16 protein-coding genes are annotated in these 19,357 nt (G+C 55.8%); 15 read left to right on the top strand and 1 reads right to left on the bottom strand.

Annotated elements, in window-relative coordinates; all coding sequences use genetic code 11:
- Positions 1-27: 27 nt before the first annotated feature.
- The 13 genes from ACMXD4_RS00715 to ACMXD4_RS00655 all read left to right on the top strand — a co-directional run bounded on the left by ACMXD4_RS00715 (position 28) and on the right by ACMXD4_RS00655 (position 16,688).
- On the top strand, positions 28-1,428 hold the full coding sequence (locus tag ACMXD4_RS00715; protein ID WP_415879569.1) for an efflux transporter outer membrane subunit: 1,401 nt from the start codon (positions 28-30) through the stop codon (positions 1,426-1,428).
- Positions 1,425-2,603, top strand: coding sequence for an efflux RND transporter periplasmic adaptor subunit (locus tag ACMXD4_RS00710; RefSeq protein WP_415879568.1), 1,179 nt, complete (start codon positions 1,425-1,427; stop codon positions 2,601-2,603). The genes ACMXD4_RS00715 and ACMXD4_RS00710 overlap by 4 nt, the downstream gene beginning before the upstream one ends.
- Positions 2,600-5,707 carry an efflux RND transporter permease subunit gene (locus ACMXD4_RS00705; protein WP_415879567.1) on the top strand — a complete coding sequence of 1,036 codons (3,108 nt, stop codon included), beginning with the start codon at positions 2,600-2,602 and terminating at the stop codon, positions 5,705-5,707. Before ACMXD4_RS00710 ends, ACMXD4_RS00705 begins: the two co-directional genes overlap by 4 nt.
- Before the next feature lie 475 nt (positions 5,708-6,182).
- Positions 6,183-8,480 (top strand): PKD domain-containing protein, encoded by a 2,298-nt coding sequence (locus tag ACMXD4_RS00700; protein ID WP_319961023.1) that lies wholly within the window; start codon positions 6,183-6,185, stop codon positions 8,478-8,480.
- 291 nt (positions 8,481-8,771) lie between these two features.
- A complete protein-coding gene (locus tag ACMXD4_RS00695) occupies positions 8,772-10,658 on the top strand; it encodes an ATP-binding cassette domain-containing protein (RefSeq protein ID WP_319961022.1) in 1,887 nt (628 codons plus the stop codon).
- Between the two features lie 2 nt (positions 10,659-10,660).
- Positions 10,661-11,170 (top strand): hypothetical protein, encoded by a 510-nt coding sequence (locus ACMXD4_RS00690; RefSeq protein ID WP_319961021.1) that lies wholly within the window; start codon positions 10,661-10,663, stop codon positions 11,168-11,170.
- 8 nt (positions 11,171-11,178) lie between these two features.
- The gene (locus tag ACMXD4_RS00685) at positions 11,179-11,622 is read left to right on the top strand and encodes a universal stress protein (RefSeq protein WP_319961020.1); all 444 of its coding nucleotides are present in this window, start codon (positions 11,179-11,181) and stop codon (positions 11,620-11,622) included.
- Positions 11,615-12,142 (top strand): bifunctional adenosylcobinamide kinase/adenosylcobinamide-phosphate guanylyltransferase, encoded by a 528-nt coding sequence (gene cobU, locus ACMXD4_RS00680; RefSeq protein WP_415879566.1) that lies wholly within the window; start codon positions 11,615-11,617, stop codon positions 12,140-12,142. Before ACMXD4_RS00685 ends, cobU begins: the two co-directional genes overlap by 8 nt.
- Positions 12,143-12,149: 7 nt before the next feature.
- The gene (cobT, locus tag ACMXD4_RS00675) at positions 12,150-13,190 is read left to right on the top strand and encodes a nicotinate-nucleotide--dimethylbenzimidazole phosphoribosyltransferase (RefSeq protein WP_171696960.1); all 1,041 of its coding nucleotides are present in this window, start codon (positions 12,150-12,152) and stop codon (positions 13,188-13,190) included.
- A 175-nt stretch (positions 13,191-13,365) separates the two neighbouring features.
- Complete coding sequence (locus ACMXD4_RS00670; RefSeq protein WP_033157528.1) at positions 13,366-13,779, top strand: TM2 domain-containing protein; 414 nt, start codon at positions 13,366-13,368, stop codon at positions 13,777-13,779.
- Positions 13,780-13,781: 2 nt separating this feature from the next.
- Positions 13,782-14,504 (top strand): adenosylcobinamide-GDP ribazoletransferase, encoded by a 723-nt coding sequence (locus ACMXD4_RS00665; protein ID WP_171696961.1) that lies wholly within the window; start codon positions 13,782-13,784, stop codon positions 14,502-14,504.
- Complete coding sequence (gene bluB / locus ACMXD4_RS00660; RefSeq protein WP_171696962.1) at positions 14,501-15,214, top strand: 5,6-dimethylbenzimidazole synthase; 714 nt, start codon at positions 14,501-14,503, stop codon at positions 15,212-15,214. Before ACMXD4_RS00665 ends, bluB begins: the two co-directional genes overlap by 4 nt.
- On the top strand, positions 15,186-16,688 hold the full coding sequence (locus ACMXD4_RS00655; protein ID WP_171696963.1) for a cobyric acid synthase: 1,503 nt from the start codon (positions 15,186-15,188) through the stop codon (positions 16,686-16,688). Before bluB ends, ACMXD4_RS00655 begins: the two co-directional genes overlap by 29 nt.
- A gap of 142 nt (positions 16,689-16,830) precedes the next feature.
- On the opposite strand, the gene ACMXD4_RS00650 is transcribed toward ACMXD4_RS00655, so the two are convergent.
- Positions 16,831-17,274, bottom strand: a complete 444-nt coding sequence (locus tag ACMXD4_RS00650) for a winged helix-turn-helix transcriptional regulator (RefSeq protein ID WP_415879565.1) — start codon at positions 17,272-17,274, stop codon at positions 16,831-16,833.
- Between the two features lie 104 nt (positions 17,275-17,378).
- On the opposite strand from ACMXD4_RS00650, the gene ACMXD4_RS00645 reads away from it, so the two are divergent.
- Entirely contained in the window at positions 17,379-18,221 is an 843-nt protein-coding gene (locus ACMXD4_RS00645; RefSeq protein ID WP_415879564.1) for an oxidoreductase, read from the top strand.
- Positions 18,222-18,303: 82 nt separating this feature from the next.
- On the top strand, positions 18,304-19,323 hold the full coding sequence (locus tag ACMXD4_RS00640; protein ID WP_415879563.1) for an NADP-dependent oxidoreductase: 1,020 nt from the start codon (positions 18,304-18,306) through the stop codon (positions 19,321-19,323).
- The last annotated feature ends 34 nt before the right edge of the window (positions 19,324-19,357 follow it).

The following is a 19,357-nucleotide window of genomic DNA, read 5'->3' as shown; positions in this document are numbered from 1 at the left end:
TCGGATTTTTCTGCCATTCCCGCCCTAATGCCCGCCAAACCTTGCCGCCCGATGTTATGGATTTTGTCAGCTCTATCGGCGCTATGGACCGTTGGCTGTGATGCGCCCGCGCCTCGGGATGCACATGCTTTGGCTTTTCAGGCACCACCACACTGGAGCAGCAACGGCCATTTTGCCGAAGCAGCCGCAACGAGCTGGTTGGCGGCCTTTAATGATGAGCATTTGACCAGGTTGGTAAACAACGGCCTGGCCGATAACTTTGATTTAAAAAGTGCTGCGGCCCGTGTTGACGCGGCACGCGAACAAGCGGTTATCGCCGGTTCCGGCCGCTGGCCGCAATTGTCGTTAACACCCGGCTATCAACGCGCAAAGACTAATATAGGTGGCGAAAGCAGCGAATCCGGCGCGTTTACGGCGCTGTTCAACCTGAGCTGGGAGCTGGATGTCTGGGGCCGAATCAAGGCCGGACAACAAGCCGCGGAAGCCGAAGCCGAGGCGACTGGCGATGATTATCGCGCCGCGCAATTATCGCTGGCCGCACGGATTGCCCAAGCCTATTTCGAATTCACTGAAGCGCAATGGCAAGCGACGGTGGCGGCACAGTCGGTCAAGGACCGCGGCACCATTGTCGATCTGGTACGCGGCCGTTTCAACCGGGGTTTGACCCGCGGCCTGGATTTGCGCTTGGTGCTGACCGATCTGGCGAATGCCGAAGCACAGCTGGCGCAAGCCCGTAATGACGTGCAATTGTTAGGTAAGCGCCTGCAAACCTTGCTGAGCCGGTATCCGGGTAATGATCCAGCTAAACAAGAATTCGACGCGACATTCCAATTACCGCAGCCGCCGGAAACCTTGAGTGCCGGCTTGCCGGCCGAGCTATTGGAACGCCGTCCGGACGTCATCGCCGCATTCAAACGCTTGCGGGCCGCCGACTCGCGTTTGGAAAGCGCCGAAAAAGCTTTGCTGCCGCGGGTGACGCTAACCGGCACCGGCGGCGCCAGCAGCGCGGCCTTGACCGAGATTGTCGACCCGCGCGCGGCAGCCTGGAACCTCGCCGCCGGCTTGGTCCAACCGCTATTTACCGGCGGCCGGCTGCAAGGCGAGATTCGCTTTAATGAAGCTAAAGTCCGGGAAGCGTTTAACCAATACCAAAGTGTGGCCTTAAACGCCTTTCGCGAAGTCGAGCAAGCGCTGGCCGCCGAAGCCTGGCTGCGCACCCAGGAACAGGCCTTGCGCGAAGCTGTCGAGCAAACCGAGGCCAGCCGTAAGCTGGCGGTGTATTCCTACCGGCAGGGCTTGATCGAAATCCTGACTTTACTCGACAGCTACCGCAGCACCCTCAATGCGCAAAGCGCTCACCTGGCCGTACAGCGGCAATTATTAAACAATCGTATCAACCTCTATCTGGCATTAGGCGGTGGCGTTTGAATCCGCAAACACTCAATTTAAAAATCCTGTTACCGATTCTGGTATTGCTGGCGGCGGCCGGCGCGGCCTGGGCAATCATCGCCGGCAAGCCGCAAACCGTTCAGCAGAGCGCCGAACCGATTGTTCCCAAGGTCAATGTGGTTCGTGTCGAGCCGCAAAGCTTGCGACTGAACGTCATGTCCCAAGGCGTGGTCGCGCCGCGCGAGACTATTGACTTGGTCACCGAAGTGGGCGGTAAAGTAGCGCAGGTACATTCGGCGATGGCTGCCGGCGGTTTCTTTGCCGCCAACGAATTGCTGCTGACCATAGACCCGCGCGATTACGATTATGCCATCGTTGCCGCTGAAGCCCAGCTGGCCGAGGCCCAGCGGGTCTTGATCAACGAACAGGCGCAAGTCGAGCAGGCGCAGAGCGAATGGCAAGCGTTGGGCGAAGGCGAGCCTACTGCGTTGGCGCTGCGTAAGCCGCAATTGGCCGAGGCGCAAGCCAAGCTCAAGGCCGCCGCAGCCGATCTGGCCAAGGCCAAACTCAATCGCAGCCGCTGCGAATTGCGGGCACCGTTTGCCGGCCGGGTGCTCAGCAAGCAAGCAGGCTTGGGTCAATATCTGCCATCAGGCGCAGTGATAGCACGGATTTATGCCAGCGATGTCGCCGAAGTACGTCTGCCGATCAGCACCGAGCAACTGGCCTTTTTGGAACTACCCTTGGGGCAACATGGCAAGGCCGGCCACTGGCCGGCGGTGACTTTGCGCGCGGAACTGGCCGGCGAACCGCATAGCTGGCAAGGCCGCATCGTCCGCAGCGAAGCGGCGCTGGACGACAACAGCGGCCAGCTTTATCTGATCGCGCAAGTCGCCGAGCCGTTCCGGGAAAGCGCGGATAGGCCGCCCTTGCTGAGCGGATTATTCGTGCAAGCCGAGATCGAAGGTGTGCGCAGGGAAGGTTTGTTTAGCTTGCCGCGCACGGCTTTGAACGGCTTGCAACAAGCCAAATTGGTCGACGCCGAGCAACGCTTGGAAATCCGCCAACTGCAAGTGCTGCGCCACGACGCCGAGCATGTCGTCGTCAAGGCCGGATTAAATCCCGGCGAGCGGGTAGTGGTGTCGGAACTGCCGGTGGCGGTGGCCGGCATGAAAGTCACCGCAGTCGAAGCGCAGCCTGACGCTGCCCCATGATGCCCACCAACCAGCGATTGGGTTTATTGGCTTGGTTCGCCGGCAATCCGGTCGCCGCCAATCTGTTGATGCTGCTGATTCTGACCGGCGGCGTGCTGGGTGTGCTCGGTATCGATAAAGAAGTATTTCCGCGTTTCAGCCCTAATATCATCGTGATCGAAGCCGTATTCCCGGGCGCTGGCCCCTCAGAAGTCGAGGAATCGGTATGCGTGCCCATTGAGGAAGCCATCCACGATGTACCGGGCGTTAAACATCTGCACGGCGAGATTAGGGGCGATAACTGCAAGATCGAAGTTGAAATTCTGCCGGACCATGACCAAAATCAGATGATGGCAACCCTGCAAAGCCGGGTGGAAGCCATTCCGCGCCTGCCGAAACAGCTGGAAAAAATCCAGGTGTTGCCGGCTGGCCGGGACGACGACGACGGTGTGATCTGGCTGGCCTTGCACGGGGCTACCGATGCCGCCACCCTGCAACGCTACGGCGACCGGATTCAGGAACAACTGGCGGCGATTCCGGGCGTCAGCCGCGCGCGTAACTACGGTGAGCTGGCCTATGAAATCGACATCGAAGTGTTGCCGCACCAATTACGCAAATATCAGCTGACGCTGGACGACGTAGCGCAAGCCTTGCGTAAGGCCTCGGTGGATCTACCGGGCGGCCTGATCAAGAATCCCGACGGCGAGTTGCAACTGCGCGTCAGCGGCCGGGCCCGCGATGCCGACGCGGTCGGGGCCTTGATCGTCAAGACTTTGCCGGACGGCAACCGAGTGCGGCTTGAGCAAATCGCCACCATCAAGGACGGCCTGGAAGAACGCTTATGGGCCTGGCATCACAATGGCGAAACTGCGCAGGGTTGGGAGATTCACGCCGAACAGGACAGCGTGGCGGTGGCGCGGCGCGTCAAAGCGTATGTCGAAGAGATGCGCGGGCAATTGCCGGACGGCTTGCGTCTGATTACCTGGTGGGACGATTCACAAGCTTACGACGAGCGCATCGGCACGCTATTGGAAGATGGCTTGAGCGGCTTCGTGCTGGTCTGTTTGGTGCTGACCTTGTTCTTAAGGCTGCGGGTGGCGCTATGGGCCGGCGTCGGCATTTTTACTTCGGTGCTGGGTGCGTTTTGGCTGATGCCGGCCCTGGATATTTCCTTGAATATGCTGTCCTTATTCGGTTTCTTGCTGGCGATGGGCATCTTGGTGGACGACGCCATCATCATCGGCGAAAGTGTGCATAGCCGGCAGATAGAAGGCCGGTATTCGCCGCTACAAGCTACGATAAAGGGGGTACAGGAGGTAGCGCTGCCGGTGAGCCTGTCGGTATTAATCGTACTGGTAGCGTTTTTGCCCGGCCTATTTTTACCGGGTTGGGCAGGGCAACTGATGCGGCCGATTTGCCTGGTGATGATCTTGACGCTGGTGTTCTCGCTAATCGAAGCCTTGCTGATTTTGCCGTCGCATCTGGTCGGCGACATCGATACCCAGGCCAAACCCGGCCGTTTACAACGCTTGCGCGAGCGAATGAATCAGAGCTTGGATCGTTTCGTCGTGCGTGTTTACCAGCCGCTGTTGGAAACGGCACTGGCTTGGCGCTATTTGACCGTGGCCTTGTTCATCGCCCTGCTGGCAATTTGCACGGCCTTGGTGCTGAGCGACCGGGTGCGGCAGTCGATTAATCCGGATGTCACCAAGGACAGTTTTTGGGTATCGATGCAATTGCCGCAGAGTGCGCCCTACAGCGAGGCTCAAGCACTGGCGACCCAAGTGGAAAAAGCCCTGTTTGCTTTACGCGACGAACTGGACGGCGTGGATCCAGCAAGCCGGCAAAACATGCAAGCCGCTCATGCCAACGACCACAGTGTGATCGTCGGTGTGGAAACGATTATTTGGGAGCATGGCGCCGGTATTTGGTTGGAATTCTCGGCAGAAGGCCGCCGGCGTTTGAAAGTTGAAGACTTCATCCGCGACTGGCGGCAACGGATCGGCGATATTGGCCGGGGCAAGGTGGATTTTATTTATAAAGAAGGCGATGTGCCTTACGACATAGAGTTGCTACTGGGCGCCGGCGACCCAAGCCTGCTGCAACCCGCCGCCGAGCAACTCAAAACGGCATTGGCGACGTTTCCCGGGGTTTACGATGTGATCGACTCTTCCGAACCGGGCAAACCGGAAGTACGGCTAGCGCTGAAGCCGGAAGCCGAGCGCCTGGGCTTGCGCCTGGAACAACTGGCCGAACAAGTCCGCCAGGGTTATTACGGCGAGGAGGTACACCGCTTCCTGCGCGGCCGCCGCGAAGTGAAAGTGATGGTGCGCTATCCTCTGGAACAACGGCAATCGCTGGATGCGTTGAAGGCGCAACCGGTGCGCCTGCCGAACGGCAGCAGCGTACCGCTGAACGATCTGGCCGAGATCAAGCTGGTGCAAGGCTATTCCCGGCTGAATCGCGAAGACCGGCATCGGGTGTTGAAGGTGCAGGCCCGCGTCGATCCGACCAAGGCCGATGTCAACGGCATTTACGCCGAGCTGGAGAACAGTGCTTTGCCGGATCTGGAGCAGGCGTTTCCCGGATTGAATGTGCAAATCGGCCAACAGCGCCAGGAACAGGAAGCGATGCTGGCGGCCTTCGGTAAAAATACCTTGATCGCGCTGTTGGTGATCTATGCTTTGATCGCGGTGCCGTTTAAATCTTACAGCAAACCGCTGATCTTTCTGTTGGCCGCGCCGGTGGCCTGGAGCGGCGCTGTGCTGGCGCATTGGACGGCCGGACTGCCCTTGTCGATGGAATCGTTAGTGGGCATGATTGCGGCTAGCGGCGTGGTGGTAAACGATAGCCTGGTGCTGCTGGATTATATTCGTCAGCACGGCGACGAGGATACCCCGGTGGAACAGCTGATCAGCGCCGCCTGTATCGCCCGTTTTCGGCCGATCTTGCTGGCCTTTCTAACCAACTTTGCCGGTTTTTTGCCGACCTTACTGGAAACCAGCCAGCAAGCGCAGTTCCTGATTCCGATGACTTTGTCGCTGTCGGCCGGCCTGTTGATCGGGATGGCAGCCAGCTTGATTTTGACACCGGTTTGCTATGCGATTTTGGGGGCCAGACGATAGGTGGTATCTAGGTAAAAACCAAAGCGGGAAGTTTGGCCTGATACATTGGTGGCGGGGGTTTTTGGCAGGTAGCGATGTTGCCACCGCTTACTAAATTAGCGGCGGATTCGCGTTGTAAGGCAATCCTATCAAGCCGGTGTTATGCTGCGAGGTACGGTGGCAGTGACGGGTATTTTCATTTACCAAAACATAGCTTTAGGGAGGTCTGAAAACATTTGTCATCGTTGTGTATGCGCGGATCTAGTAAGGTGATTGCAAAGGGCCCGCGCTTTCAGGGGAGCGGCGCTTAGGTATTATTATGAGTTACCTTGGGAAAGGTCGGCGCCGTTCAGTTTTTTCCGTTCTTTTTAAAATAGCCACTCTGATCTCAGAATTTTTGGGCACATTGTTCTTTACTTTGTCGTCAGTATTACTCGCCTGTGCCTGCCGATTTTGAGAATGGGTACAGTGATCTTTCCATACACGGGAGTCCACCATGAACAAACAGACATTCATCGCATCCGCCGTCATCACTACCTTAGTGGGTTGCGCCACGCCGCCGATTGAGCAGAAAGCGACCATCGAAAATGATTTGAGTACCGAATTACCCGCTTCAGCCGCCGGCATATCTGCAGAGCCACTGTACTTTTCTTCGCAACAAGAAGCCGAAAGCGCTTTGATCGGTTATAACTACGGGCTGACCCTGCTTGCCGATGGCCGGGTTCAAGCATTTGTCTCGGGTTTAAACGGGTCGGGCATGGAAAACCCCTTCGACGTGGTCAGGGCAAAATCGCAAAGTTCATCAGCCAAGATTACCGACTTGGCCGAAGCGGAAACTGAAATGGCATTTCCGCAAATTACGCTAACAGGCAAAAAGAACGGTCAGGCAGCTATCGACGCATTGGGCGACAAGCTGGGGGATGTGGCGAAAGCCTACGACATGTCCAGCGAACGCCTGGAAGATATATTGCGCACCGATGCGTCCGCCTGGATCGATGAAAGCGGCCGCCTGCTTTATATCGACGAGCATACCAAAATCACTCAAGGACAAGGCGAGCAAGAAACCGCCACGGTCACCAGCGCAGGTAGCGGCGTAGCCAGTACGGCAACTGCCGACCCATTCGCCCTGCACAGCAAGCCTGGTTCCAATCGCGTTATTTATTTGGATTTCAATGGTCACGTCGCGACCAACACGGCCTGGAGTATGACTACGCTTACCGCTCAAGCCTATGATATAGATGGCAACCCGGGCGCTTTCAGCACTACGGAATTAAATAACATTCGGGAAATATGGCAACGGGTAGCGGAAGACTACGCCCCATTCGATGTTGACGTGACGACCCAGGAGCCCACTTTGGATGCCTTGAGGCGCAGTAGCACCAGTGACATTCAGTACGGCACTCGAGCCGTGGTTACCCGGTCTATGCCGGAACTGTGCAACCAAACTTGCGGCGGCGTCGCTTACGTTAATGTGTTTTCATATTATTCAGCCGCCTACCCGGAACGCTATCGGCCGGCCTGGGTATTCTTCGACAAACTGGGCAACGGTTATCCCAAATATGTTGCAGAAGCTATTTCACACGAAGTAGGGCATAACTTAAACCTCAATCATGATGGCAATGCCAGCACCGGCTACTATGCCGGCCATGGTAGCGGTGCTACCGGCTGGGCGCCGATCATGGGGGTGGGCTACTACAAACCTGTCGCACAATGGAGTAAAGGCGAGTATCCGGGCGCCAACAATCTGCAGGATGATCTTGCAGTAATAAACGCTGCGGGTGCGTCTGTGCGGCCCGATGACTTCCCTGACACAACTGCCAGTGCGGCACCATTAGCCGGCGACGCCAGTGCGGTTTCACAAAGTGGCATCATCGAGCGCACAACGGACGTCGACGTTTTCGTATTTTCAACCGGCGGGGGCAGCGCGCAGTTCAATGTTACACCCGATGCAATAGCGCCCAATTTGGATGTGTTGTTAACGTTAATTGACGCGCAAGGCAAAACGGTGGCCCAAGCCAATCCGGTGGACAGCTTGGCGGCATCCTTAAACGTCTCGCTCAACGCCGGAAAATATTTCCTGAAAATCGAAGGGGTAGGCAAAGGCGATTTAACTACGGGCTACTCTGACTACGGCAGCCTTGGTCAATACCAAATTACCGGCAATTACCCGGTTGTAGCTTTGGTGCCACCCTCAGCGGTGATCACGGCCCTGCCAACTGTCGGCGACGCTCCGCTTAATGTTACGTTGAATGGTGCCGGCTCAAGCACTAAAAACGGCTCGATCTCTTCATACGCCTGGAATTTCGGCGATGGTTCTGCGGCAACTACTGGCACATCGGTCAGCCACATCTACAATACCCCTGGCGCCTATACCGCAACACTAACCGTTACCGATAGCAGCGGTTTGAAAACCAGTACTACACAAAGTATTCAAGCGGCGCAAAGTGTCGTAGCGATGAATATGAAAGTTGCCAGTACCGTGATGACTCGAAAATTGTTAAGCGGAGGTAAATCGCAATGCGTCGCCAACATTACCGTTAAATCCGGAACATCGACCATTACCGGTGCTGGCGTTTATGGTACTTGGAGTGGCTCAGTCACCTCGGGCACCAGCAAAACTAATGTGACCGGGGCAAGCTATTCCATTACCGGTACAAAGGGCTCGACCAGTTTGAGCAGTGCCCTGTTACCTAGCAACAGCAAGGGTACTTGCGCGTTCACCGTCACCAAGGTAGTTAAAAATGGCTACTTGTACGATGGTAGTGGCGCTATTTCACGCAGTTTGTCCTGGTAATTTAATGCTCGGGGGCGGCTGGTTCTTGGCCGTCCCCGACGTATTCCGGAGTTGTCCCGGTTGACGATAATTCATCCGAAATCGGGATAGCCTTAAAAACATTGCCGCTCCCGCTTACATCCCCTAGCGGCTTATTCCTCCTCTCCCAAAAGCTTCTATTGCCCGGCTCAACACCAAGCCCGCAAATAGCCGGCTATGCGTCGTCAAGTAAACTGCAAAAGACGCGCAACCCCCTGCCGCGCTAAAATTCCCCTATTGTGCGGCGTCGCACCCAGCCAACTTTTGACCATCATGCTCAATTTCAAAAACATCGCCATCCGTCGCGGCAACCGTTTGCTGTTTAGCGAGGCCTCTTTCACGATACATAAAGGCCAAAAAATTGGTCTGACCGGAGCCAATGGTGCCGGAAAATCCAGCCTTTTTGCATTATTGCGCGGTGAATTACATGCCGACGAAGGTGATTTTTCCATGCCGCCGAATCTGGAAATCGCGCATGTCGCCCAGGAAACCCCGGCCTTGGGATGTTCAGCCATCGATTATGTGCTGGACGGCGACAGAGAGTTACGTGCGTTGCAGGCAAAATTACATACGGCCGAACAAGCGCATGACGGCATCAAATTAGCGGAGCTGCATGCTGCTTTGGATCATGTCGGTGGATACACGGCGCAAGCTCGGGCCTCGCGTTTGTTAAACGGTCTGGGTTTTAGCACCGAGCAAGAAAGCCGGCCGGTCAGCTCATTCTCCGGTGGTTGGCGTATGCGTTTAAATTTGGCGCAAGCGCTGATGTGTCGTTCCGATGTTTTACTTTTGGACGAACCCACCAACCACTTGGACTTGGACGCAGTGATTTATCTACAGGATTGGCTCGGCAAGTACCCCGGCACGCTGCTGTTGATTTCCCATGATCGGGATTTTCTGGACACCATCACCGACCACATCGTGCATATCGAGCAAAACAGAGCCGAAATATACACGGGCAATTATTCCGACTTCGAACGCATGCGCGCCGAAAAACTGGCTCAACAACAAACCGCCTACGAAAAGCAGCAGCGCGAAATTGCCCATATCCAAAGTTTTGTCGACCGGTTTAAAGCGCAAGCCACCAAAGCCAGACAGGCGCAAAGCCGTATCAAGGCTTTGGAACGCATGGAGTTGATCGCTCAGGCTCATGTCGATTCACCGTTTGGTTTTAGTTTTCCACCGCCGAAGAAAATGCCCAATCCACTGCTGAAAATCGAAGAAGCCGACATCGGCTACGGCGATAAAGTGGTGATTAAAAACGCCAGCCTGTCGATTGCGCCAGGCGACCGTATCGGCCTGCTCGGGCCCAACGGCGCCGGCAAGTCCAGCCTGATCAAAGTACTTTCCGGGCAAATGCCGGCATTGACTGGTAAGCTACAAACCGCTCAGGATTTGCATATCGGCTATTTCGCTCAGCATCAATTGGAATTGCTAAGCCTGGAAGAAAGCCCGCTCTGGCATCTGCAAAAGCTGGATAAACAAGCGACTGAGAAAGATTTGCGCAATTTTTTGGGGGGCTTCGATTTTCGCGGCGACAAGGTCAACGATCCGGTCGGACCGTTTTCCGGCGGCGAAAAAGCCCGCTTGGTGCTGGCGATGTTAGTTTATCAAAATCCGAATTTGCTGCTGTTGGACGAACCGACCAACCATCTGGATTTGGAAATGCGCCACGCGCTGAGCGTGGCTTTGCAGGAATACCAGGGTGCTCTGGTGGTAGTTTCGCATGACAGGCATTTACTGCGTTCCGTGACCGACCAACTGTTATTGGTGGCTGGCGGCAAAATCCAGCCGTTCGACGGGGATTTGGACGATTACAAGCAATGGTTGGCCGAACAAAAGAAAGCGGGCGACGAACCGGTCGCCAACGAGAATGGCGGCGGGGTGTCGCGCAAGGATCAGCGTAAACTCGATGCGGAGCGTCGGCAGCGTTTAAAACCATTGTTGGACGCCGTGAAAAAAGCCGAAGCGGCGGTGGAAAAGTTTCATCAGCAACAGCGCGATCTGGAAGAACAATTGGCCGATCCGGCCATTTATGCCGAGGAATATAAGGAACAATTAAAGCAGTTACTGAGCCGGAAAGGCCAAATCGATAGCGCGCTGGAACAGGCAGAAATGGATTGGCTGGCAGCGGAGGAAAACCTACAACAAGCGGAGTGATCATGTACCAACTGATGGTGTTGTTTTTTGAGATTTGCATTATGCGCAAAGGCCCGCAGGATGTGCCGGCGTCGCCTTGGTTAATGCGGCTGATGTTCATACCCTATTTGCTGGTTAATCTATTGATTTTGCTGCTGGATAGCGATTGGTCGCATGCCCTGCTGCAAATTGCAACCGAGACGGTGTTGATGATAGGTTTTTGCTATCCGCTACTCTATTTTTCCGGGAAAACCGCCCGTTTTCCGCAAACTCTGACGGCATTACTGGGTTCCGATGTGGTGATTAGTCTGTGCGCCATTCCGGCGGTCGCCAGTCTGTATACCCAGATCAGTCAGGTGGCCTATATCGCGATGATAGCTCTGATGGGCTGGCATTGGCTGGTTAACGGCAATATTTTTCGGCATGCCCTGGATAGGCCGTTGATGTTCGGCTTGGCGTTGGCTTTTTTATATATACTGATTTCCACACAGGTCATGACTTTGTTGTTTACCGAGATCGCCGTTAGCGATTAGGAGGAATTATGTCGATTTATAAACATGTTTTATTGGCGGCCGATTTTTTTGAACATGGCGGTCAAGTTGCGGAAAAAGCCAGGCAAATCGCCGCGCAAAACGCTGCCCAACTGAGCTTGGTACATGTGGTCGATAATTTGCCGATTACCGATCCGGCCTATGGCCCCATCATTCCCTTCGATGTGGATCTGACCCAGGAACTGATGGATGCCACCAAGAAACGCCTGCACGAGCTGGGCGAAAAACTGAATGTCCCTACCGAACGGCAACATCTGGAAATGGGTAGCCCCAAACTGGAAATCGTCCGGGTAGCCGAAGAGATTCAGGCCGACTTGATTGTCGTAGGTTCGCACGGCCGCCATGGTTTTGCTTTGTTACTCGGCTCTACTGCCAACGGCGTGCTGCATCACGCTAAATGCGACGTACTGGCGGTGCGGTTAGCGGATGATTGAGCTGGTTTTGGGCGGCGCCCGTTCCGGTAAAAGCCGCTATGCCGAGCAACAGGCTTTGGCCTCCGGCCTGCCCGTGGTCTACATCGCCACCGCTGAAGCCGGTGACGACGAAATGCACAGCCGCATCCAGCACCATCAACAACGCCGGCCGCCGCATTGGTTAACCGTTGAAGAACCCATCGCCTTGGCGGATGTGATTGGCGACTATGTCGGCAAACAACATTGCTTGCTGGTGGACTGTCTGACGCTTTGGTTATGCAATGTGTTATTCGATAAACAAGGTAATCTACAAGAACAGCGCTATCAGCAACAAGCCGATGCCTTATGCGCCGTACTGGCGACCGGCAGGCAACGGGTGATTATGGTCAGCAACGAAGTGGGCCTGGGTGTTGTAGCCGCCGACGCCATGACCCGCCGATTCGTCGATGAAGCCGGCTTTTTACATCAAAGACTCGCGCAAATCAGCGACAAGGTGGTGCTGGTCACCGCCGGTTTGCCGCAAATCCTCAAAACCCTGTAATTTGATTATGAACAGTTTATCCGCGCCGATTGCCGCGCCTGATGCCGCTTATTACCAACAAGCTTTAAGCAGGCAAGCGCAATTAACCAAGCCGCCCGGCTCCCTAGGGTTGCTGGAGGATTGCGCGGTCAGGTTGGCGGCGATGCAGCGCCGGGCAATGCCTAAACTGGAAAAAATCCATATCAGCGTATTTGCCGCCGATCACGGCATTGCCGAGGAAGGCGTCTCGGCATTTCCGCAAGTGGTAACGATGGAAATGGTCAAAAACTTCGCGGCCGGCGGTGCCGCGGTGAATGTGCTGGCCCGGCATGTCGATGCCTATTTCGAAGTCGTCGATGTCGGTCTATTGCAGCCAATGGCCTTACCCAATGTAATCAGCCATCGAGCCGGTGCAGGCACCGCCAATTTCTCCCGGACAGCGGCGATGAACGACGAACAGTTAACTATCGCCTTGGCCGCCGGCCGGGCTGCCGTCGAGCGGGCGGTGGCGAACGGCGCCGATTTGTTTATCGGCGGGGAAATGGGCATCGCCAATACCACCAGTGCCAGCGCTTTGGCGGCCGCCAGTTTGCGGATACCGGCCGCCGAGATTACCGGTGCCGGCACCGGTTTGAACGCTGGACAAATCGACCACAAAGCCGGTGTTATCGACTCGGCCTTGCAGCACCACCAAGCTGCTTTGCAGACGCCTTTGGATATTTTAAAAACCTTGGGCGGTTTTGAAATCGCCGCTCTCACCGCAGCCTATATCAGCGCCGCCCAGCAAGGTTTGCCGGTGTTGATAGATGGCTTTATCAGCAGTGTCGCGGCGTTGCTGGCGGTGGGAATCAATCCCGGCTGCGTGGACTGGTTTTTTTACGGCCATTGTTCTGCGGAAAAAGGCCATGCCCGCATCCTGCAAGCCTTGAACGCTCAGCCGTTGTTGAATCTACAGATGCGCCTGGGCGAGGGTAGCGGCGCGGTGTTGGCGGTACCCTTACTGCAAATGGCCTGTCGTTTACACAATGAAATGGCCACATTCAGTCAAGCGCAAGTCTCTACTGCCTGAAATAGGTTTTACGTTGGCAATCTGCGTCAGGCGCAATGGCGGGGCCTTGGGCTTTCCCGTATCATTAGCCGCGAAAAATAAGCTGGGCTGACGTCGAGCTTGCTTTGCGACCGGCAACTGTCCTAACGGCAGGTGCACATAATAATAAAAACATACAACTGATTTGGTAAACAACATGCTAGGACACATAGAAAGTTACGATGAAAGATGCCAGACCGGCGTGATCAAATACGAAGGTCAATTCTACGAATTCCACCTGGATCAATGGACATCGGAAGCGCCGCCCAAAGTCGGCGACGATGTAGATTTCGATCACGACGAAGATAAAGTCACCGACGTCAGCCTGGTCGGCGCATATTTGATGGAAGCCAAGCCAGTCAAAAGCAAGTTGGTCGCGGCTTTGTTGGGGATTGCGTTCGGCGCGATCGGCTTGCATCGCATTTATCTGGGCTTCTATTTCCTCGGCTTCACCCAAGCCGTAGTCACGCTGGTTACCGGCGGTTTTGGCGTCATGTGGGGCTTCATCGAAGGCGTGTTGATTGCAACCGGCCATATCTACAAAGATGCCAAGGGACGTCATCTTAAATAATCGTGGATGCTTTTCTGCTTGCCTTGCAATTCCTGACCCGCATACCTGTTAGCTGTCGTGACGCGGCTGGCGCTCCCTTGCTGGGGCGTTCGGTTTTGTACTATCCAGCGGTCGGCCTGCTACTGGGTGTTCTCCTAAGCCTGCCGCCGATACTGTTTGCCGGCAGTGCGCCCATGCTGTTGGCGGCTATCGTCTTGACCGGCTGGGTATTACTGACCGGCGGCCTGCATTTGGACGGTTTGGCCGATTGCGCCGATGCTTGGGTCGGCGGCTACGGCGACAAACAGCGTAGCCTGCAAATCATGAAAGACCCGGCCTCCGGGCCGATTGCGGTTAGTTTGCTGGTGCTGGTTTTAGTCCTGAAGTTTGCTGCACTGACCGCCATGTTCGAGCAAACTCGCCTCGCCCCCTTGCTGCTGGCCCCGGTTTTAGGCCGAACCGCAATTCTGGGTTTGATGCTGACAACTGACTATATTCGCCCAAAAGGCCTGGCCGAGGCACTATTGCAACAATTGCCAAGAGCGCATATCCAAGCGGTGTTGGTGATTAGCGTCCTGACTGCCGCGGTGTTTTTAGGTTTACCGGCTGTACTGTTCGCCGGTGGTGTACTATTTTGGGTACGGCAAACCGCGGTCTCGCGCTTGGGCGGGGTAACCGGCGACGTTTACGGTGCGGCGGTCGAGCTAACGGAAGCCGCCGTGCTAATGGTTGCCATGCTGCAATGACACAGCAATCGCCGCGTTCGCCGGCAACTCCCGAGCACAAATCTGCACCGCAAGACGCCTCTGCCGCGCACCGCTTCCCTGACCAACAACTCGCCGGCGTCTATCGTGCCATCGCCGAACGCCGCGATATGCGGCATTTTCTTTCCGATCCGGTCGATGCCGAAGTCTTGGCTCGTCTGTTACAAGCCGCGCACCAGGCCGGTAGCGTCGGCTTAATGCAGCCTTGGCGCTTTATCCGCATTACTGATCGCCGCATACGTAACGATATTTACGCGCTGGTCGAACAGGAACGCAAACTTACCGCCGAAGCCCTCGCCGAACGGCACGACGAATTCATGAAGCTTAAAGTGGAAGGCATACTCGATTGCGGCGAATTGCTGATCGTCGCTTTACCTGATCGACGCGAGCAACACATTTTCGGCCGCCGGACCCTGCCGGAAATGGATCTGGCCTCGGCGGCCTGCGCGATTCAAAACCTGTGGCTGGCGGCCCGCGCCGAAGGCCTGGGACTGGGCTGGGTATCGCTATTCGATCCGGGCGCATTGGCGCAACTATTGAAAATGCCTACCGGCAGCCGGCCGATTGCGGTGCTTTGTCTGGGCAATGTCGCCGAGTTTTATTCCAAACCCATGTTGGAACTGGAAAACTGGGCAACGCCGCAACCTTTATCGGCGTTTGTCTATGAAAACGGCTGGCCCGATGCATCCTAAACCGCCTTTCCAGGCCCTGATGGTGCAAGGCACCACCTCCGATGCCGGCAAAAGTACCTTGGTGACGGCCTTGTGCCGTTATTACCGGCGTCAAGGCATCGCCGTCGCGCCATTCAAACCGCAAAACATGGCATTGAATAGCGCGGTAACCATAGACGGCGGCGAGATCGGCCGCGCCCAAGCCGCGCAAGCCGCGGCCTGCGGTTTGCCGCCGCACAGCGATATGAATCCAGTGCTGCTCAAGCCCAATACCGATACCACCGCGCAAGTGATTATTCACGGCAAAGTCCTGCAAAACCAATCGGCCAGCCAATACCACGATTATAAAAAAGTCGCCAAGCAAGCGGTTCTGGAATCATGGCAACGCTTGGGCGCTCAGTACCAGATGCTGATCGTCGAGGGTGCCGGCAGTCCGGCCGAAATCAATTTGCGCGCCGGCGACATCGCCAACATGGGCTTTGCCGAAGCAGTGGATTGTCCGGTGATTCTGATCGCCGATATTGACCGTGGCGGCGTGTTTGCCCACTTGGTCGGCACACTGGAATTGCTATCAGCAAGCGAACAACAGCGCGTGATCGGTTTTGTCATCAACCGTTTCCGGGGCGATATTGCGTTGTTAAAACCCGGCTTGGATTGGCTGGAACAGCGTACCGGCAAGCCGGTGCTGGCCGTGCTACCGTATCTGCAAGATCTTTATCTGGAAGCCGAAGATGCTTTATCCACTCGGCATGCCCAACAAGGCCAAACCGGCGCGTTTCATATCGTCGTGCCGCATTTGCCCAGCTTCAGCAATCATACCGACTTCGATCCATTGCAATTGCACCCCGGCGTTCAGGTCAGCTTTGCGAAAAGTCCGGATCAGGTAGCCGGCGCAGACCTGATTGTGCTGCCCGGCAGTAAATCGGTGCGTAGCGATTTAGCGCGTCTTAGAGAGCAAGGCTGGGACAAATTTATTGCTCGCCATTTGCGTTACGGCGGCAAACTGCTGGGGATTTGCGGCGGCTTTCAGATGCTGGGCAAAAGCATAGACGACCCACTCGGACTTGAAGGTCCGGCCGGTAGTGCTGCCGGTCTGGATTTGTTGGATATGCAGACGGTTTTGCAAGCGGAAAAATGCTTGAAACAAACTTCCGGCACGTTTTATGGGCAAGCGACACAGGTGGCGGGCTACGAGATTCATATGGGTGTCAGTAGTGGTCCGGCGCTGGCAAAACCCTTATTTTCGCTAGCGGATGGTCACGATGGCGCCGTTTCGGCAGACGGGCAGGTAGCGGGCAGTTATCTGCACGGTTTATTCGATTTGCCCGCCGCCTGCGATGCGCTGTTGCATTGGGCAGGCTATCGGCAAGCGCAAGCCCTGGATTTCAACGCAGTGCGCGAAGCCGGCATCGAGCGTCTGGCTGATTGTCTGGCAACACATTGCAATTTCACCTTGCTGGAAGCGTTAGCGGCATCTACCCGACAAGCTTGCTGACGCTCAGCCATTGCGGCGAATGGCTGAAATATACGCAATTTCCGGCAGCGGATTTTTTGCATAAACCCCTTTGTTTGATTAGGGCTGTTGCCGTTTTAACTGGGCAACCAAATAAAAGCGCAGGCCAAAGCGGCAACACCCCCTAGTCGCCATCCGGCTCGACAATGCGTATCGGCCGATTCCCGATCTTTATCCCGGTGACCTCATCCACAAGCACCGGTCTGATTTCCGCCCCCGTTTCTGCATCCAAGATGCGCACCAGTTGGCCCTCGCCACGATATTGACGTCCCCAGGCACCCATCGTGAACAGCACCGGCAGAAAATCGCGGCCGGCGGCAGTCAACACGTATTCCTCGCGCGGCGGGCGCTCCGAATAAAGCCTTTTTTCCAACAATCCTTCCGCTGTCAGAGCCGCCAATCTTCGGGTCAGGATCGCGGGTCCGATGCCAAGGTTTTTCCGAAACTGGTCAAAGCGGGTAAGGCCGAAATGGGCGTCCCGCAGGATCAAAAGACTCCATGCGTCTCCCAGAAAAGCCAGGCAGCGCGCGATTGGACAAGGATCATCACAAATATTTTTATCGTTCATACAATTTTGGTAGTGACTTGCTTTCAAATTGGTAGTAACATAACTACCGAAATGATAGTAACACTTAGATGATAGACAATCCACCCCGCAAGGAGATTTGAGTTATGAGTATTAAGCAAAATATTAGTGTCGCGTTGGTCACGGGCGCATCCTCGGGCATCGGCGAAGCAACCGCTCTGCGGCTGACGGCGGCTGGCTACAAGGTCTACGGGACCAGCAGACGGGCCGTCCAAACGAATCGACATCCCTTTCAGATGCTGCCTCTGGACGTGACTAGCGATGTCTCCGTCGAAGCCGCCGTTAGCGAGGTGATGCAACGGGAAGGACGCATTGACCTGCTGGTGAACAACGCAGGCTTCGGGGTTGCGCCTGCTGGAGCGGAAGAAAGTTCCATCGAACAGTCCCAGTCGGTTTTCGATACGAACTTCTTCGGCATCGTCCGCATGACTCGCGCCGTTACACCCCATATGCGGCGCCAAGGCAGCGGTCGCATCATCAACATCGGCTCGGTACTTGGCGTATTGCCGATGCCGTATATGGCCATTTATGCCGCGAGCAAGCACGCGATCGAAGGCTATTCGGAATCGCTAGACCACGAGTTGCGTACCAGAGGCATCCGGGTCTCCGTCATCGAGCCCGCATACACAAAAACGAAGTTCGACACGAACCTGCTGGCGCCCGATTCGCAGCTTGAGGAGTATCACGAAACCCGCGTGGTCTTGGATAAGGTGCTGGAGGAAGTGATGGCTATTGCCGACGAGCCGGAAGTGGTGGCTGATGTTGTGCTTAAAGCAGCCAGAGCGGCTCGTCCGAAGCTCCGATATACCGCCGGCGGTCTCGCTAAGCGCTTGAGCTTGCTACGCAGATTTGCGCCTGCTCGCGTATTGGACGCAGGGCTTCGAAAAGATCTGCGGCTCGACGCAATAAAAAAACCACAAATGTCATGAAGGCGTTCGTCGTCCAGCGTTATGAAAACAAAGTCGCATTTCAACACCGATTTAGTCTGAACTTAGCAACAAGGAATTTTTTGTGAATAGCACATTAACCATGAAAGCCCTAACCTTCAAACGCTATAGCAAGTCGCCCGAGATCGGTTTTTCCGACATTTCTCGTCCCACACTGAAGGCGGACGAACTGCTGGTAAAAGTCCACGCCGCGGGCCTGAACCCGATCGACAATATGATTCCAACCGGGATGTTCAAGCCCGTCTTGCATTTCCAGTTTCCGGCCACGCTGGGCAGCGATCTGGCGGGTGTGGTGACTGAGGTCGGCAGCAACGTGACTCGCTTCAAGCCCGGCGATGCGGTCTTCGCCAGTATCTTCGATCTTGGCACGGGGTCGCTTGCCGAATTCGCGGTGGTGCCGGAGAGCGCCGCCGCGCTGAAGCCGGCCAATCTGGATTTCGTGCAGGCTGCCTCGATGCCGATGGTCGGGCTTACCTCCTGGCAAGCGCTGAAGGAACGCGCCAATCTTCGCGCCGGCCAGAAGATTTTCATCCCGGCTGGCTCAGGCGGCATTGGCACCTTTGCGATCCAACTGGCAAAGCACCTTGGCGCCACGGTGGCAACCACCACCAGCACCGGCAACGTTGAACTGGTGCGCAGCCTGGGAGCCGATGAAGTCGTCGACTACAAGAAGCAAGATTTCGAGAAAGTGCTGGGCGGCTACGACGTGGTGCTTGGCACGCTCAAGGGGGCCGAACTCGAGAGAACCGTCGGCATCCTCAAGCCGGGAGGCAAGATCGTCTCGCTGATCGGGCCGTTGGATGCGGCGTTCGCGGATGCCAAGCGCTTGAATTTCTTCCTCCGGTTCGTATTCGGGCTGATGAGCCGCAAGATCATGCGTCTTGCCAGAAAACGGGCAGTTACTTACTCATTTCTGTTCGTGCGTCCCGATGGCGATCAACTCGGCGACATCGGCAAACTCCTCGAAGCCGAGCGTATCAAGCCTGTGATCGACACGGTGTTTCCGTTCGAGGAAGCAAAAAATGCGCTTGCCTACCTCGCTCAGGGGCGTTCGAGGGGGAAAGTCGTCGTCAAGATGCTGTGAACAGAAGGCAACCCAAGCTCCACATTTTTCAAAC

Origin of the sequence: Methylomonas sp. TEB, from assembly GCF_047777895.1 — a bacterium.
Classification (GTDB): Bacteria; Pseudomonadota; Gammaproteobacteria; order Methylococcales; family Methylomonadaceae; genus Methylomonas.
Note: the sequence above shows the minus strand (reverse complement) of the source record. Positions and strands in the feature narration are given on the sequence as shown.

Coding starts and splice junctions, on each gene's coding strand:
- ACMXD4_RS00715 (WP_415879569.1), top strand. CDS start 28: ATGCCCGCCAAACCTTGCCGCCCGATGTTATGGATTTTGTCAGCTCTA.
- ACMXD4_RS00705 (WP_415879567.1), top strand. CDS start 2,600: ATGATGCCCACCAACCAGCGATTGGGTTTATTGGCTTGGTTCGCCGGC.
- ACMXD4_RS00700 (WP_319961023.1), top strand. CDS start 6,183: ATGAACAAACAGACATTCATCGCATCCGCCGTCATCACTACCTTAGTG.
- ACMXD4_RS00695 (WP_319961022.1), top strand. CDS start 8,772: ATGCTCAATTTCAAAAACATCGCCATCCGTCGCGGCAACCGTTTGCTG.
- ACMXD4_RS00690 (WP_319961021.1), top strand. CDS start 10,661: ATGTACCAACTGATGGTGTTGTTTTTTGAGATTTGCATTATGCGCAAA.
- ACMXD4_RS00685 (WP_319961020.1), top strand. CDS start 11,179: ATGTCGATTTATAAACATGTTTTATTGGCGGCCGATTTTTTTGAACAT.
- cobU (WP_415879566.1), top strand. CDS start 11,615: ATGATTGAGCTGGTTTTGGGCGGCGCCCGTTCCGGTAAAAGCCGCTAT.
- cobT (WP_171696960.1), top strand. CDS start 12,150: ATGAACAGTTTATCCGCGCCGATTGCCGCGCCTGATGCCGCTTATTAC.
- ACMXD4_RS00670 (WP_033157528.1), top strand. CDS start 13,366: ATGCTAGGACACATAGAAAGTTACGATGAAAGATGCCAGACCGGCGTG.
- bluB (WP_171696962.1), top strand. CDS start 14,501: ATGACACAGCAATCGCCGCGTTCGCCGGCAACTCCCGAGCACAAATCT.
- ACMXD4_RS00655 (WP_171696963.1), top strand. CDS start 15,186: ATGAAAACGGCTGGCCCGATGCATCCTAAACCGCCTTTCCAGGCCCTG.
- ACMXD4_RS00650 (WP_415879565.1), bottom strand. CDS start 17,274: ATGAACGATAAAAATATTTGTGATGATCCTTGTCCAATCGCGCGCTGC.
- ACMXD4_RS00645 (WP_415879564.1), top strand. CDS start 17,379: ATGAGTATTAAGCAAAATATTAGTGTCGCGTTGGTCACGGGCGCATCC.